The organism is Ahrensia sp. R2A130 (genome assembly GCF_000179775.1).
Lineage (GTDB): Bacteria > Pseudomonadota > Alphaproteobacteria > Rhizobiales > Rhizobiaceae > Pseudahrensia.
The window spans coordinates 40,124-53,519 of sequence record NZ_AEEB01000013.1 but is presented as its reverse complement, the minus strand read 5'-3'; the positions used below and the strand labels follow the sequence as shown (position 1 = coordinate 53,519).

Annotated in this window: 15 protein-coding genes; 9 read left to right on the top strand and 6 right to left on the bottom strand. The window is 56.0% G+C overall.

From position 1 onward, the window contains the following. Positions 1-2: 2 nt before the first annotated feature. Genes ccoO through R2A130_RS08035 form a run of 8 tightly spaced genes read left to right on the top strand, consistent with a single transcriptional unit; the run spans position 3 to position 7,135 of the window. Positions 3-734: a cytochrome-c oxidase, cbb3-type subunit II gene (ccoO, locus tag R2A130_RS08070; protein WP_009464554.1), complete on the top strand. Its 732-nt coding sequence runs from the start codon at positions 3-5 to the stop codon at positions 732-734. A gap of 10 nt (positions 735-744) precedes the next feature. After that, a complete protein-coding gene (locus R2A130_RS08065) occupies positions 745-906 on the top strand; it encodes a CcoQ/FixQ family Cbb3-type cytochrome c oxidase assembly chaperone (RefSeq protein WP_009464553.1) in 162 nt (53 codons plus the stop codon). After that, a complete protein-coding gene (ccoP, locus tag R2A130_RS08060; RefSeq protein ID WP_009464552.1) occupies positions 899-1,789 on the top strand; it encodes a cytochrome-c oxidase, cbb3-type subunit III in 891 nt (296 codons plus the stop codon). The genes R2A130_RS08065 and ccoP overlap by 8 nt, the downstream gene beginning before the upstream one ends. Next, a complete protein-coding gene (gene ccoG, locus R2A130_RS08055; RefSeq protein WP_009464551.1) occupies positions 1,790-3,412 on the top strand; it encodes a cytochrome c oxidase accessory protein CcoG in 1,623 nt (540 codons plus the stop codon). Positions 3,413-3,425: 13 nt separating this feature from the next. Then, the gene (locus R2A130_RS08050) at positions 3,426-3,935 is read left to right on the top strand and encodes a FixH family protein (protein WP_083804236.1); all 510 of its coding nucleotides are present in this window, start codon (positions 3,426-3,428) and stop codon (positions 3,933-3,935) included. Between the two features lie 4 nt (positions 3,936-3,939). Then, positions 3,940-6,207 (top strand): heavy metal translocating P-type ATPase, encoded by a 2,268-nt coding sequence (locus tag R2A130_RS08045; RefSeq protein ID WP_009464549.1) that lies wholly within the window; start codon positions 3,940-3,942, stop codon positions 6,205-6,207. After that, complete coding sequence (gene ccoS, locus R2A130_RS08040; RefSeq protein ID WP_009464548.1) at positions 6,204-6,353, top strand: cbb3-type cytochrome oxidase assembly protein CcoS; 150 nt, start codon at positions 6,204-6,206, stop codon at positions 6,351-6,353. Before R2A130_RS08045 ends, ccoS begins: the two co-directional genes overlap by 4 nt. Further along, positions 6,350-7,135, top strand: coding sequence for a DUF2189 domain-containing protein (locus R2A130_RS08035; RefSeq protein ID WP_009464547.1), 786 nt, complete (start codon positions 6,350-6,352; stop codon positions 7,133-7,135). Before ccoS ends, R2A130_RS08035 begins: the two co-directional genes overlap by 4 nt. An 8-nt stretch (positions 7,136-7,143) precedes the next feature. Here the strand turns inward: R2A130_RS08035 and R2A130_RS08030 are convergent, their stop codons facing one another. Further along, positions 7,144-7,752 carry a hypothetical protein gene (locus R2A130_RS08030; RefSeq protein WP_009464546.1) on the bottom strand — a complete coding sequence of 203 codons (609 nt, stop codon included), beginning with the start codon at positions 7,750-7,752 and terminating at the stop codon, positions 7,144-7,146. An 824-nt stretch (positions 7,753-8,576) separates the two neighbouring features. On the opposite strand from R2A130_RS08030, the gene R2A130_RS19135 reads away from it, so the two are divergent. Continuing rightward, complete coding sequence (locus tag R2A130_RS19135) at positions 8,577-8,729, top strand: transposase (RefSeq protein WP_156798449.1); 153 nt, start codon at positions 8,577-8,579, stop codon at positions 8,727-8,729. Positions 8,730-8,872: 143 nt separating this feature from the next. Here R2A130_RS19135 and R2A130_RS08015 read toward each other — a convergent pair whose 3' ends face one another. From R2A130_RS08015 to phnD, 5 genes are all read right to left on the bottom strand, one after another. Next, positions 8,873-9,814: an HAD-IIA family hydrolase gene (locus R2A130_RS08015; protein ID WP_156798448.1), complete on the bottom strand. Its 942-nt coding sequence runs from the start codon at positions 9,812-9,814 to the stop codon at positions 8,873-8,875. Continuing rightward, on the bottom strand, positions 9,801-10,619 hold the full coding sequence (phnE, locus tag R2A130_RS08010; protein ID WP_009464543.1) for a phosphonate ABC transporter, permease protein PhnE: 819 nt from the start codon (positions 10,617-10,619) through the stop codon (positions 9,801-9,803). The genes R2A130_RS08015 and phnE (R2A130_RS08010) overlap by 14 nt, the downstream gene beginning before the upstream one ends. 14 nt (positions 10,620-10,633) lie before the next feature. After that, positions 10,634-11,464, bottom strand: a complete 831-nt coding sequence (gene phnE / locus R2A130_RS08005; RefSeq protein WP_009464542.1) for a phosphonate ABC transporter, permease protein PhnE — start codon at positions 11,462-11,464, stop codon at positions 10,634-10,636. Then, positions 11,461-12,261, bottom strand: coding sequence for a phosphonate ABC transporter ATP-binding protein (phnC, locus tag R2A130_RS08000; RefSeq protein WP_009464541.1), 801 nt, complete (start codon positions 12,259-12,261; stop codon positions 11,461-11,463). The genes phnE (R2A130_RS08005) and phnC overlap by 4 nt, the downstream gene beginning before the upstream one ends. Before the next feature lie 97 nt (positions 12,262-12,358). Then, positions 12,359-13,336, bottom strand: a complete 978-nt coding sequence (gene phnD, locus R2A130_RS07995) for a phosphate/phosphite/phosphonate ABC transporter substrate-binding protein (protein ID WP_009464540.1) — start codon at positions 13,334-13,336, stop codon at positions 12,359-12,361. Positions 13,337-13,396: the final 60 nt, after the last annotated feature.

Below are 13,396 nucleotides of genomic sequence, written 5' to 3'. Positions count from 1 at the left end.
ACATGGCACTCTTCGACAAACACAAGAAGCTCGAAAAGAACGTCTCCTTCCTATTCATCGGCTCCCTGCTGGCAGTGCTGGTGGGTGGTATCGTGGAAATTGTTCCGCTGTTCTACGTCAAGAACACCATCGAAAAGGTGGAGGGGATGCGTCCCTATACGCCACTCGAACTGGCTGGTCGCAACGTCTATGTGCGCGAAGGTTGTTACCTTTGTCACAGCCAGATGATCCGTCCGTTCCGCGACGAAGTGGAGCGTTACGGACACTACTCGCTGGCCGCGGAGTCTATGTACGACCATCCGTTCCAGTGGGGTTCCAAGCGCACCGGACCGGACCTTGCCCGTGTCGGTGGTCGCTACAGCGATGAGTGGCACGTCCAGCATCTTATCCACCCGCAAGCGGTGGTTCCTGAAAGCATAATGCCGCGTTACTCGTTTTTGAAAGAGGCTGATTTAAAGCCCGATCAGTTCGCAGGACATCTTGTTGCGAACCGCCGCGTTGGCGTGCCCTATGATGATGCGATGATCGAAAACGCAGCCGCCGACATGAGGGCGCAGGCCAATCCTGATGCCGACACCAGCGGTCTGGAAGAGCGTTACGCCAAGATTTCCATCCGTGATTTCGACGGCGATCCGACCCGCCTGACGGAGATGGATGCACTGGTAGCCTATCTCCAGATGCTCGGCACGCTCGTCGACCTGGAAGCCTACAAGCAAAACGAGAACCTGCGGTGAGGAGCGCCTGATGGACTACACATTCATGCGTGAATTCGCAGATTCCTGGGGCCTGATCTACCTGTTCCTCATTTTTATCGGTGCGGTGTTTTTCACCTTCCGCCCCGGTTCAAAAGAGGTCGCAGATCGCATCGCCCGTATTCCGTTTGAAGAGGATCGTGACGATGTCTGATCAAAATAAAGATATCGACGAAGAAACCGGCGTAGAGACCACCGGCCACGAGTGGGATGGCATTAAGGAACTCGACAATCCGATGCCGCGCTGGTGGCTGTGGACGTTCTATGCGACCTGCGTTTTCGCCCTCGGCTACGTCATTTATTATCCAGCAATTCCGCTGCTGGAAGGCTCCACAATGGGTATTTCGGGCAAGACGAACCGGTCTGAATTGCAGATCGAAATGGCGGCAGCGGATGCTTCGCGCCGTGACCGTGTTGCGATGCTGGCCGAGCAGGACATCGAAGAGATCGCCAAAAATCAGGACCTTGTTCGGTTTGCAGTTGCTGGCGGTGCATCCCTCTACAAAGTGAATTGCTCGCAGTGCCATGGCTCCGGTGCACAGGGTGGCCCAGGCTACCCGAACCTCAACGATGATGATTGGCTATGGGGCGGCGATCTGGAAGCGATCTACACAACAATCGCCCATGGCGTTCGCAATGACGAAGACGATGATGCCCGTTTCTCGCAAATGCCGGCTTTCGGTGCCGATGGAATTCTGGACCGCCCGCAAATCAATGCGGTCACGGAATATGTATTGAACATGTCCGGACAGGAACATGATGCAACACTGGCCGAGGAAGGCGCGGTGATATTCGCCGAGAACTGCACGGCCTGCCATCAGGAAAACGGCAAAGGCAATCGTGACCTCGGTGCGCCTAATCTTACTGATGCGATCTCGCTCTACGGCAACACACGCACCACCATACGCGCACAAATCCAGCAGCCAAAACACGGTGCAATGCCGCCGTGGATAGACCGCCTGCGTGAAGCAAACGTGAAGCAACTCGCCATCTATGTGCATAGCCTTGGTGGTGGCGAAGAAGCGCCTGCCGACTAGATGTTAGACACCGTCGATCATCCCGACGACCGAAAGATTGCGGACACTGACGTCGAAAATTTCGATGCGGAACCCGTTAATTCGAAAGCCAACCAGTCGCTGTATGTGGCGCGCAAGAAGATCCACCCGAAACGGGCTGAAGGTTTCTACCGGAAGCTGAAGTGGTGGATCATGCTGGTTACGCTGGGCATTTATTACGTCACGCCTTGGTTGCGCTGGGATCGCGGCCCCGGCACGCCTGACCAGGCTGTGCTGATCGATATGGCCAACCGTCGATTCTATTTTCTGTTCATCGAAATATGGCCCCACGAGTTTTTCTATGTTGCGGGCCTGTTGGTGATGGCAGGCATCGGACTGTTTCTCGTCACGTCGATCTTGGGGCGCGCTTGGTGTGGTTACACATGCCCGCAAACGGTTTGGGTTGATCTATTCCTGGTCGTGGAGCGCTTTTTCGAAGGCGACCGTAACGCACGTATCAAGTTGGATGCCGCGCCTTGGAACGCTGATAAAGTCACCAAACGCACGGCTAAACATGCTGTCTGGCTTTTGATCGGCATCGCTACTGGCGGTGCATGGATTTTCTACTTTGCCGATGCGCCCACCTTGGCGATTGACCTCTTCACGCTTCAGGCCCCGCCAATTGCCTACATCACTGTCGCGATCCTGACCGCCACGACCTACGTGTTTGGCGGCCTCATGCGCGAACAGGTCTGCACATACATGTGCCCGTGGCCGCGTATTCAGGCCGCCATGCTCGACGAGCATTCTCTTACTGTTACTTACAATGCGTGGCGCGGTGAGCCCCGGTCCCTGCACATGAAGCGGCAACGCCGTGAAGGCGTACCGGTCGGTGATTGTGTCGATTGCAACGCCTGCGTTGCCGTTTGCCCCATGGGTATCGATATTCGTGACGGACAGCAGATGGAGTGCATCACCTGCGCCCTGTGCATCGATGCTTGCGACAACGTGATGGACAAACTTGGGCTGGAAAAAGGTTTGATCGCCTACAGCACCCTGGAAGATTACACTCACAATATGCAGATCGCCGGGGCATATGGCACCATTGAGGAACTGACCAGCGCGCAGGGCTACCCGCGTGTCGAGCCGCAGAAGGTGAGAGGGCCAACAGGCCGATTGATCGATGCGGTGAAGCTAACCGGCTGGCATTCGATTCTGCGTCCACGCACCTTCATCTATGCGCTGATCTTCGGTTCTATTGGCCTTGCTCTGCTTACCGTGTTGGCTCTGCGCGACACGCTGGATGTCAATATCCTGCACGACCGCAACCCGCTGTTTGTGACGTTAAGCGATGGCTCCACACGCAATGGTTATGAGATCAAGATCTTGAACAAGCGCGGCGAAACCCGCTTGTTCTGGGTCGAGACGGAAGGGCTTCCCGGGGCGCAGCTTACGGTGGCTTCCAGCGGTAACAAACCGAAGGCAAGCTTGCTGGTCGAAGTCGATGCCGACAGCATCCGTGGCGTGAAGGTTTTCGTCGCGGTGCCACCGGGCCAGCTTGAAGACGAACGCAGCGAATTCGTATTTCGCATTACCGCCATGCGCGGCGCGGAAGCGACGCTAACCGGTACCCAATTCGTTGCGCCCCAACAGGCCCTCAAATGAAGGAAGCAGTTCAATGAGTATGGCAAGCGACACGCATACCCGCCCCCGTTTCACCGGTTGGCACATGTTCGCCACGTTGGCTGCGTTCTTCGGCACCATCATCGCGGTTAACATCACCATGGCAGTCTTTGCCGTAGGCAGTTGGACCGGGCTGGTGGTCAAGAATTCCTATGTCGCCAGCCAGCATTTCAACGCGCAGTTGACCGATGCAAAACTGCAAGCTGACACGGGTATCCGGTCACAACTCACGTTTGCAGACGGCAACGTCAGCATCGCGATTGAAGATGCCGGTGGTGATGCTGTTATGCCGAAAAAACTCGTGCTCTGGCTTGGTCGTCCTGTCTTTGAGCAACAGGACCGCACGGTAGAAGCCGCGTGCGCCCCGACAGGTGTGTGCACCGCGCCCGCCCAGCTTGCGGCAGGTCTTTGGGCATTGCGGGTCGAGGCGGTAACCGCCGCTGGAAGCTATCGCCGTGACGCTCGCTTGCTCGTGAAAGACGATGGTTCGGTCCGGGTGGAATAGAGCCATGACCTGTTGCGGTTCTGCTGCCCCAATTTTGGAACACACGCCCGCCGGAAGCGCCTCCACCGGTCAATCTGCCCAGCAGTTTGTAACCTTCCACATACCCGCCATGCATTGCGCGGGGTGTATCCGAAAGTTGGAAAGTGGCGTGTTGGAACTGTCATCAGTCCAGCAGGTGCGCGCCAACCTCTCCACACGCCAGCTCGAAATCATCTGCGATGCGGGAGACGAAGCCCGCGATGAAGCTGGTCGCTGCGTTACGGAACTCGGCTTCGATTGGCATCTGGCAGTAGAAGACAACGAAGCTGACAAAGCCATGCGTGATCAAGGAAGGCACTTGCTGCTTTGCCTTGCAGTGGCGGGTTTTGCAGCTGCAAACATTATGCTGTTGTCGGTCTCGGTCTGGTCCGGTGCGGATGCCGAGACTGCAAAACTATTCGCGCTTTTGTCGGGCCTGATTGCGGTGCCAGCGATTTTTTACGCCGGCTCACCATTCTTCTCATCCGCAGGTAAGGCGCTTGCTGCTCGTCAGCTCAACATGGATGTACCCATCTCTCTTGCGGTGCTCCTGTCGCTGTTCATGAGCCTCTATGAGGCCCTGTTCGGTGGTGGCGAAACCTTCTTTGACGCAGGCGTCATGCTGCTGTTTTTCCTCTTGGTCGGTAGGACGTTGGATCATCTCGTGCGCCAACGGGCAGCCAGCGGAGTGGCAAGTCTTGCGAGGCTCATTCCCAATTCGATCCTTGCGATTGGCAAAGACGGTACCGCGACCAACATGCCATTGGACGCTGTGGAACTGGGCATGCGGTTGCGTCTTTACCCCGGCGAACGCTTCCCCGTGGATGCAAAAATTCTCGACGGCAGATCGACTGCAGACCGCTCTATCGTGACAGGAGAAACAGGCGCGGTTTCCATGATGGTTGGTGACACGTTCGAGGCCGGAACGATGAACCTGTCAGCCATGATCGAGATCGAAGCCGTCAGCACTGCGCGCACCTCCTTCATCGCCGAAGTGATGGAAATGATGAAAGCAGCGGAGACGAGCAAGGGCCGCTATCGGCGCGTCGCTGATCGTATGGCGACCATCTACGCACCGGCGGTTCACCTGCTGGCGCTTATAACATTCGTTGGCTGGTTGGTGGTAACAGGCGACGTTAAGTCATCTCTCGTCGCCGCAATCGCGGTGCTCATCATCACATGCCCCTGTGCGCTTGGTTTGGCAGTGCCAGTCACGCATGTCGTTGCTGCCAATCGTCTCTTCTCCGAAGGCATTTTAATGCGCGATGGTTCGGCTTTGGAGCGCTTGGCCGAAGTCGATACCGTGTTCTTCGATAAAACAGGAACGCTTACCGAAGAAGGATTGCGCCTAGACCGTCCGCTTGATCTTGAAAGCGATTCAAAAACCGTTCTGTTTGCCCTTGCAGCACAATCACGCCATCCGGTCGCCAACGCTGTTGCCATGTCACTAGAAGACAATGGTGCGGTAAATTTGAGTGAGATAGAAGAAATTCCCGGTATCGGTATCACCGCTGTATGGAACGAAAAACGCGTTAGGCTTGGGCGACGTGAATGGGTCATGGAACTCGACAACACGGGTCCAGATACCGGTGAGGGCGCAACCGCATTTGCCATCGAAAACGGCCAGTTCATCGCTTTCGATCTGCAAAGCGATCTCAAGCCCGGTGCAGTCGACGCGGTGGAAGCTATCAAAGGTCACGGCTATGCCGCTGCGATTCTATCCGGCGATCACAAGACCAATGTCGCCGACATTGCTGCACGAACAGGCATTGATCGTTGGTTCGCGCGCCTCACGCCCAAAGGCAAGATCGACGAGATTGCAGGTGTAAAAGCGCCATCCAAAGTGTTGATGGTGGGTGATGGATTGAACGATGCGCCGTCGCTCGCGGCTGCCCACGTGTCTATGGCACCAGCCAGTGCGATCGACGTCAGCCGAGCTAGCGCAGACTTCATTTTCACCCGCCCATCTTTATCCGCCGTGCCTTTTGCATTGCGGCTGGCCAAAGCCTCAAGCCGCGTTGTGCGGCAAAACTTTGCCATCGCTCTCATCTACAATTGCATTGCTGTGCCGCTCGCTGTCGCTGGCCATGTCACGCCTTTGGTGGCAGCGCTGGCTATGTCGCTGTCCTCCATAGTTGTGGTCTCCAACAGCATGCGACTTGCAGCATTTGGTGGTTTTCGAAGCGCCGCTCCGCAGGCCACCGAAATATCGTCCGGCGTGACGTCTCAAAACCCGGCGGAGGCACCAGTATGAGTCATCTTATCTTTCTCATTCCCATCGCACTTGGACTCGGGTTCCTTGGCCTTTGTGCCTTCGTGTGGAGCCTGAAAAGCGGACAGTTCGACGATCTTGATGGCGCAGCCCAGCGCATTTTGACCGATGAGAACGAAGTGCAATGACAGAGGTGCCGCAACAGAAACAGGTGACCATCGCTATAAATGCAGCGACCGTTGAAGACCTGAAACTCGCCCTCAAAGCAGGCTGGAAGGATTTCAGCGCAGCGCCTCAATACGGTATTTTCTTTGGCGTCTTTTTCGCACTTGGCGGCGCACTTCTGGTTTGGCTCGCCTTTATTTTAGACGTGGTGTGGGTCACGTATCCTTTGACGATCGGCTTCGCGCTGATCGGCCCGTTCATCGCCACAGGCCTGTATGAGGTGAGCCGACGATTGCAGTCCGCTCAGCCGCTTAGCTGGCCAACCGTTTTGTTCGTCATGGTCGACCAACACCGTCGCGAGTTGGGCTGGATGGCGTTCGTCACTTTGTTCGTTTTTTGGGTGTGGATGTATCAGGCGCGAACAATCTTCGTGGTGTTCTTCGGGTCGAAGGGATTTGCGACATTGGATGGCTTTGTAGCAGCCGTATTCAGCACAGAAACAGGTTGGTGGTTTCTGCTTGTCGGGCACGCCGTCGGAGCGGTTATTTCGCTGGTGCTTTACACGCTGACAGTCATCTCTTGTCCGCTGTTGCTGGACCGCGACGTCGATTTCGTCACCGCGATGATAACCAGCGTCAGGGCCGTTCTAGCTTCCCCGTTTGTCATGATCATCTGGGGCGTTTTCGTCATCGTAACGGTGTTGCTGTCAATGTTGCCCGCATTTTTAGGATTGCTGTTCGTGCTGCCGGTTCTGGGCCACGCAACATGGCACCTCTATGGGCGAGTGATTACGGTCCAGCACTGAATACACCCTTACGGAACCGGCACCACAGCGTCTTCAAAGGCAATCATCTTCTGCGAAACCGAGCTTTTGAAGCCGGGCGATATAGTTTGATATTCGCTGCGCACGATCAACTTATTCTCGGGGTCGATCCAATACGTATGCACCTGTGTGGATTGGAAGCCGACGGTCACTTCGTATTGGCCGTGAACTCGATCCAGAACCTGTCCTTCAATTGTGTCTTGTCCGCAATCAAGTTCGATAACGGCCTCAACATCGCTCTTCTGCTGGGCGCGCGCAGCTTCTGCAGCTTGCTCGTCGAATTTGGTAATTTCTTTCCACGAACCACCTTCATCCAATGATGAATACATCGCCCCATCATACAGCAGCGTCCACCCGATACCGCTGGGCTGAATGGGTTTGACCAACCAATGCTGGTGACTGGTCATGATGAACTCATGAACCGTATCCACAGGCGCGCCCTCAATCTTTTGGGTGACAATCTGACGGTACTCGCCTTCACCATTTCCTTCAGTCGCAGCTTTGATGAAACGCTCTTTGCAGGATTCGGCAAAAGCAGGCGTTGCGCTGGCGCCGATGCATAAAATTCCGAATATGCAGATGGTTCTGACCGATAACATTGCAGAAACTCCCTCCCAAGATATCCCATCGTGGAAGTGTGTGAGTCGAATGACAAGCTGCAGGAATGTCGATGCTGGAAGGATTTGCACTGTCGAACGCGTGATCGCAATGAGGTTGCGTGTTTTGAACTACGTGAAGACTGACGCGGTTGAACCGCACGATGCTCGCTCTGCGGCTATTACGACGTCAAACAACACGACAATCAAAACCTGCACGCATATCCAGCAGACAGACTGTAAAAATCGTCGAACTCTGGAAACGAAGTTTCAAACTAACAAAAAGGTAGCATTATCCATAATTAGAAAGCGTAAAGATGCCGAGGGCGGAATCGATCCAGCAAGCAAAGTCGTCCTTCATCGGCGTTCAAGAATCACGCGGTTCTTCGGAAAATTGGCGCTGCATCTGATCGGCCTAGAGGCCGTGCAGCAACTCGCGCTACTTGGCGCAAGAAATTTCGGCGATAAGCCGGGAGGCCAAACTGATGCCAGCCCAATAAGTGAAACAGTATCTCAAGTACGGGCAGAACGATGCAGCCGATACCAAGGCGATCAGCGAGGCGGTTGCAAGACCAACGATCCGGTACGTGCCGCAGAAGAGTACCGAGCAACAGAGCGAGGTTATGCATCGCGTGCGCCTGATGCTGAACCGACAACACACGTAGATGTAGAACGCAATCTGGGCACAAATGTCGGATTTCAGCATCATCATGCGCGTGCGCAGGTTTGGTCTGGAAGAGCTTCTCCCCATTATCGCCACCCCGGAAGACGAGCGTTTGCCAGTGAATGCGCGAAACTGAACGATGTGAAACAGCAAGTTCTGGAGAATGATCGTAAGATCCAGACAAGCGCGTACCGCGGGGGAAGCGAGGCGAAGGTTGATGGAGATATCCGGAATAGATCCGCTGATCCCCAGCGCGTTTGTTGCCAGCATTTCCGACCCGACTGCTTTCAAAACCGCAAAGGATATCGTTGCGTAGACCCGGCTGTTGCCGAAGCAGGACTCATCGGGTGAGAAGGAACGGCTTGGTGACATCTTGCGGGGGTGAACTGCGCAGAGACATCGCCTCTAAGACTGGGCTTATGGCGTAACGCCTTACCGTTTGCAGCGAACGACTGGTTGTTAGATCGACGGCACGATCCAGTTCGGCACGATGCCGCTCTCGTTAATGAATTGAGCCGGGTCGTGTCCTCGAAACAGGCCGTGGTCGGCTACGAGAACCGTGGACCATCCTGCCTGCGCACCGCCCAACACATCCGTGTGCAATGTGTCGCCGATCATGCAGATGCGGCGGCGGTTCTGTTCGGCAGGCAGCACGCGCTGCACCAGATCGAAGACGGATGGAAAAGGCTTGCCGTGAAATTCTATTCTCACACCCAACAGGTCCGCAATACGGTGCGCGACGAAGCCGCTTTCCGTTGAAAACGCTTCTTCCAACGGCGCGATGACATCGGGGTTGGCTACCATGATGGGCCGCATGTTTTGCGCCAGTGAGACCTCCAGCAACCGCGTTTGCTCACTCGTCCATTCCCACGTGCTGAGAAACAGAAAAGCGTCCGCCGCGTCGTAAGTCGCAATATCATGAGTCAGCAGAATCGACCGCACCGGTACGTCATCCGGCTTGAAGTCGGAGCGGGCCATGACGCCCCAGAGATGGTCCGGATGTGCCGCTAGCGCCTCTTCCGCAGCCATTCGGCTGGTGACGATTTCATCGGTAGAAAAATCGAAACCCAACCGTTCGAATTTCGCAACGGCCTGCGCCTTCGGCAAGGTTGCTGCGTTGGTGATGACGAAAAGCTGTTTGCCAAGCCCGCGCAACGCTTTCACCGTATCGACGGCTCCGGGAATGGGCGTGCCGCCGACGTTCAACACGCCGAACGCATCGAAACAGAACACGTCGCAATGCTCCGCCATTTCCACCAGACCGGACGCATGGCGCGCCTGTTCAGGGTAGCTGGCAGCGGGCAATCGGTGACGCGACGCTTCGTAGAAATCGAACGCGGACTGCGTGTCGAAACCTTCGAAGAAGGGCTCGCGCGAATAGATCGGATCAGATGATGGCACCACGAACCTTTGCAGAAACCCATTCGCTGATGACGACCGCCACCAGAATGACGAGAAGAATGAGCGCGACCTGATTCCAGGCCAGCGTGTTGAGCGAACCCTGCAACTGCAGCCCGATACCGCCCGCGCCGACGAGGCCGAGCACGGTGGATTCGCGGATGTTGATATCCCAGCGGAACACCGAAATACCGGCAAAGGCGGGCGCGATTTGCGGCACGATGGCGTAGGCCATGACCTGCCAGCGCGACGCGCCGGTGGCCGTCACGGCTTCCACCTGCTTCACGTCGATCTCTTCGATCGCTTCATAAAGCAGCTTGGCGCAGAACCCGATGGAGCGGATGGCGATAGCAACCGTACCCGCCAACACGCCGGGGCCGATGATCGCCACCAGCAATAGCGCCCAGATGAGCGAGTTGATGGACCGCGTCGCCACAATGATGAACAAAGCGATGGGGCGAATAATATAGGCATTCGGCGTTGTATTGCGGGCCGCCAGAAACGCAACCGGCACGGCCATAATGAGTGCCAAAATCGTGCCCAGCGTCGCCATGTTGAGAGTGTCCCAGATCGGCTCCCAAAGTTTGTCGATATATTCCCATTTCGGCGGCATGGCGCGCCCGCCGATGTCACCGGCGATACGCGGAGAATCCCACACAAAGAACCACGTCGTGGCCTCCGAAATGACGTTCCAGCAGTAGAGAAAAATCGCGACGCCAAGCAGCCAGCAGAACCACCGCACCATGGATTGGCGCGTTGTGTGAAGCTTCCAACCGTTGGGGCCGCCATGGTTTTGAACAACGGGCATTTACTGAACCACCTTCATTGGACTCGGGCTCTGATAACGCCAGACAGATATTCCAGCGCCATGACGATCACGATGATGATGATGAGAATGGCCGCTGCCGTATCGAATTCGTAGCGGTCGAACGCCGTGTTCAACGTCGCGCCTATACCACCAGCGCCCACAAGGCCGAGCACAGCGGACTCGCGGAAGTTGATGTCGAGACGGTAGATCGAAAGCCCGATCAAACGCGGCATGACCTGTGGTTGCACACCGTAATTGATCCACTGCAACCATGACGAACCGGTTGCCTGAATGGCTTCGGCTTGCACGCGGCTCATGTCTTCGATCTCTTCCGCCAGCAGCTTCGACAGGAAACCGATGGTAGCGAAAGAAAGCGTGATGAAACCGGCCAGTGGACCGAACCCGAATATCGCCACCATCAAAATTGCAACGATGATTTCGTTCAGCGCACGGCTGATAGCCACGATGGCGCGGCAGATGATATAGACAGGTAGCGGCGCGATGTTACGGGCAGCGCCCAGCCCGATGGGAATGGAAATCGCGATACCCACCACGGTGGATGCGATGGTGATGATGATGCTCTCGATCATCCCTTCACGAATATCGGTCCATCGCGAGGTGAAATCCGGGTTGCCGAACGCCTTCACGAATTCCCAACCGCGCACCAGCCCTTCCGACACGCGCGCCCAGTTCACCTCAATGGAATTCACCGCAAGGTAGAGATAGATGATCGTTACCCCAAGCAGCGCATAACGCAGCACCGGGTTCGTAATGAAGTGCGGTTTCTTCCACGCCCGACCAAGCCGGTCGTCCAGCCCCACATCGCTCAATGTAGCGGTGCTCATGCTGCGGCGGATTCGTTTTCGAGATCGTCTTCATCGACCTCTTCGATTGTCGCCTGCCAATCTTCTTCACCGTAAATTGCGGTCAACACTTCGGGCGTCAGACCGTCCGGCGGTCCGTCGAATTGAACGGCACCGAGTTGAAGACCGATAACTCGCTGCACGAACATCTGTGCCAACGCCACATCGTGAATGTTGATGATCGCCGCCAAACCACGCTCGGCGCACAGTTCGCAGATCAATCGCATGATCTGGCGCGACGTCTTGGGGTCGAGGGATGCGGTGGGTTCGTCCACCAGCAGCAGTTTCGGATCTTGAATAAGCGCACGGGCGATGCCGACACGTTGGCGCTGACCGCCGGACAATTCATCGGCGCGTTTGTCGGCCATGGCGAGCAGACCGACACGGTCCAGCAGCCGGTAGGCTTCATCAATGTCGGATTGTGGATATTTGCGAAGGAAAGCACGCCAGAAGCCAACGTAGCCAAGGCGTCCGGACAGCACATTTTCCATCACGGTCAAGCGTTCTACGAGTGCGTATTCCTGAAAGATCATACCCATAGTTCGCCGCGCACGGCGCAGGCCCGAGCTGGACAATTTCGTGATGTTCTCGCCATTCAAAATGACTGAACCAGAGGTCGGCTCAACAAGCCGGTTGATGCAGCGAATGAGCGTAGATTTACCGGCACCAGACGGACCAATAAGCGCCAGCACCTGACCAGCAGGAATTTCAACCTCAACGGCCTTCAATGCCTGGTCACCGGTGGCATAGGTTTTCGTCAGCTTCTTAAGTTCGAGCATTCGCCCCTCCCGCCACAGCGTCTCGCATCAGCCTGTAGCAAAACGGCTGCAGGCACCATGCCCGCAGCCGCTTCATTCACAAGCAGTATTCGTCGTTTTACTCGCAGGCGTAAGAGACGCCGTTGGCCGTATCGATTTTACGGATCACGTCCCAGAACCCTTTATAGTCCATTTTCAGGAACTGGCCTTCGTTCGATTTCTCGAACTCTTTCTGCAAGCTGGAACCTTCCCAGTTGAAGCTGAAGAAAGCATCCTGAATTTTGGCCTTGAGGTCCGGCGTCAGATTGTGGGCTGTGCCGAAGCCTGTCGTCGGGAAAGTCTGCGACTTGTAGATCGAGATGACCTGATCTTCCTTCACCACATCACGCGAAATCATGCGCTTCAGCACAGAGTTGGCGATAGACGCTGCCGGATAGTCCTTGTTGGCGACACCAAGAATCGAGTTGTCGTGCTTGCCGGAATAAACGGCTTCGAAGTCGGTTTCGGGCACCATGTTGAAGTCGGCTTTCAGGATGGCAGATGGTGCCTTGAAGCCGGAGTTCGAAGTGGGCGACGTGAAGGCCAGCTTCTTGCCCTTGATGTCTTCCACCTTCTCGATGCCAGAACCCGGATAAGTGATGATTTCCATCTCGTAGCCGAAATTGCCGTCCTTCGACGCCATGATGGTAAACGGGTTGAAACCGGCACAGTTGACGGCCAGCGGGTTGGAGCCGGTGTTGAACCCGGCAATGTGCAAACGTCCGGAGCGCATGGCTTCGATCTGGGCCGCGTTGTTCTGCACGGGGAAGAACACGACGTCCTTGCCCGTTTTCTCTTCCAGATAGGTGAGGAAATCGCTCCACGCTTCTTTATAAACGGCCGGGTCTTCGACGGGTGTATAGGCAAAGATCAACGTGTCAGGATCGACCTGTTTGGAGGCGTCGGTGGGCGTATCAGCCAGCAGGTCGCCATCGACATCACAATAGGCGGCGTCGAGCGTACCGCGCTCGCAGTCTTGCGCCTGCGCAGGTGCGGATGAGAAAGTGGCGAATGCAAGCGCTGCAACACTGCCAAGCAGCATGTTCTTAAGGGGCATGGTTGTCTCCTGATGGGATTAGGTCGAGGGAGCCTATCGGCGGGCGGGCCAGCGTGCAAA

Coding starts and splice junctions, on each gene's coding strand:
- phnE (WP_009464542.1), bottom strand. CDS start 11,464: ATGAGCACCGCTACATTGAGCGATGTGGGGCTGGACGACCGGCTTGGT.
- phnD (WP_009464540.1), bottom strand. CDS start 13,336: ATGCCCCTTAAGAACATGCTGCTTGGCAGTGTTGCAGCGCTTGCATTC.
- R2A130_RS08030 (WP_009464546.1), bottom strand. CDS start 7,752: ATGTTATCGGTCAGAACCATCTGCATATTCGGAATTTTATGCATCGGC.
- ccoO (WP_009464554.1), top strand. CDS start 3: ATGGCACTCTTCGACAAACACAAGAAGCTCGAAAAGAACGTCTCCTTC.
- R2A130_RS08045 (WP_009464549.1), top strand. CDS start 3,940: ATGACCTGTTGCGGTTCTGCTGCCCCAATTTTGGAACACACGCCCGCC.
- phnE (WP_009464543.1), bottom strand. CDS start 10,619: ATGCCCGTTGTTCAAAACCATGGCGGCCCCAACGGTTGGAAGCTTCAC.
- R2A130_RS19135 (WP_156798449.1), top strand. CDS start 8,577: ATGATCGTAAGATCCAGACAAGCGCGTACCGCGGGGGAAGCGAGGCGA.
- R2A130_RS08065 (WP_009464553.1), top strand. CDS start 745: ATGGACTACACATTCATGCGTGAATTCGCAGATTCCTGGGGCCTGATC.
- ccoS (WP_009464548.1), top strand. CDS start 6,204: ATGAGTCATCTTATCTTTCTCATTCCCATCGCACTTGGACTCGGGTTC.
- R2A130_RS08035 (WP_009464547.1), top strand. CDS start 6,350: ATGACAGAGGTGCCGCAACAGAAACAGGTGACCATCGCTATAAATGCA.
- R2A130_RS08050 (WP_083804236.1), top strand. CDS start 3,426: ATGAGTATGGCAAGCGACACGCATACCCGCCCCCGTTTCACCGGTTGG.
- ccoP (WP_009464552.1), top strand. CDS start 899: ATGTCTGATCAAAATAAAGATATCGACGAAGAAACCGGCGTAGAGACC.
- ccoG (WP_009464551.1), top strand. CDS start 1,790: ATGTTAGACACCGTCGATCATCCCGACGACCGAAAGATTGCGGACACT.
- phnC (WP_009464541.1), bottom strand. CDS start 12,261: ATGCTCGAACTTAAGAAGCTGACGAAAACCTATGCCACCGGTGACCAG.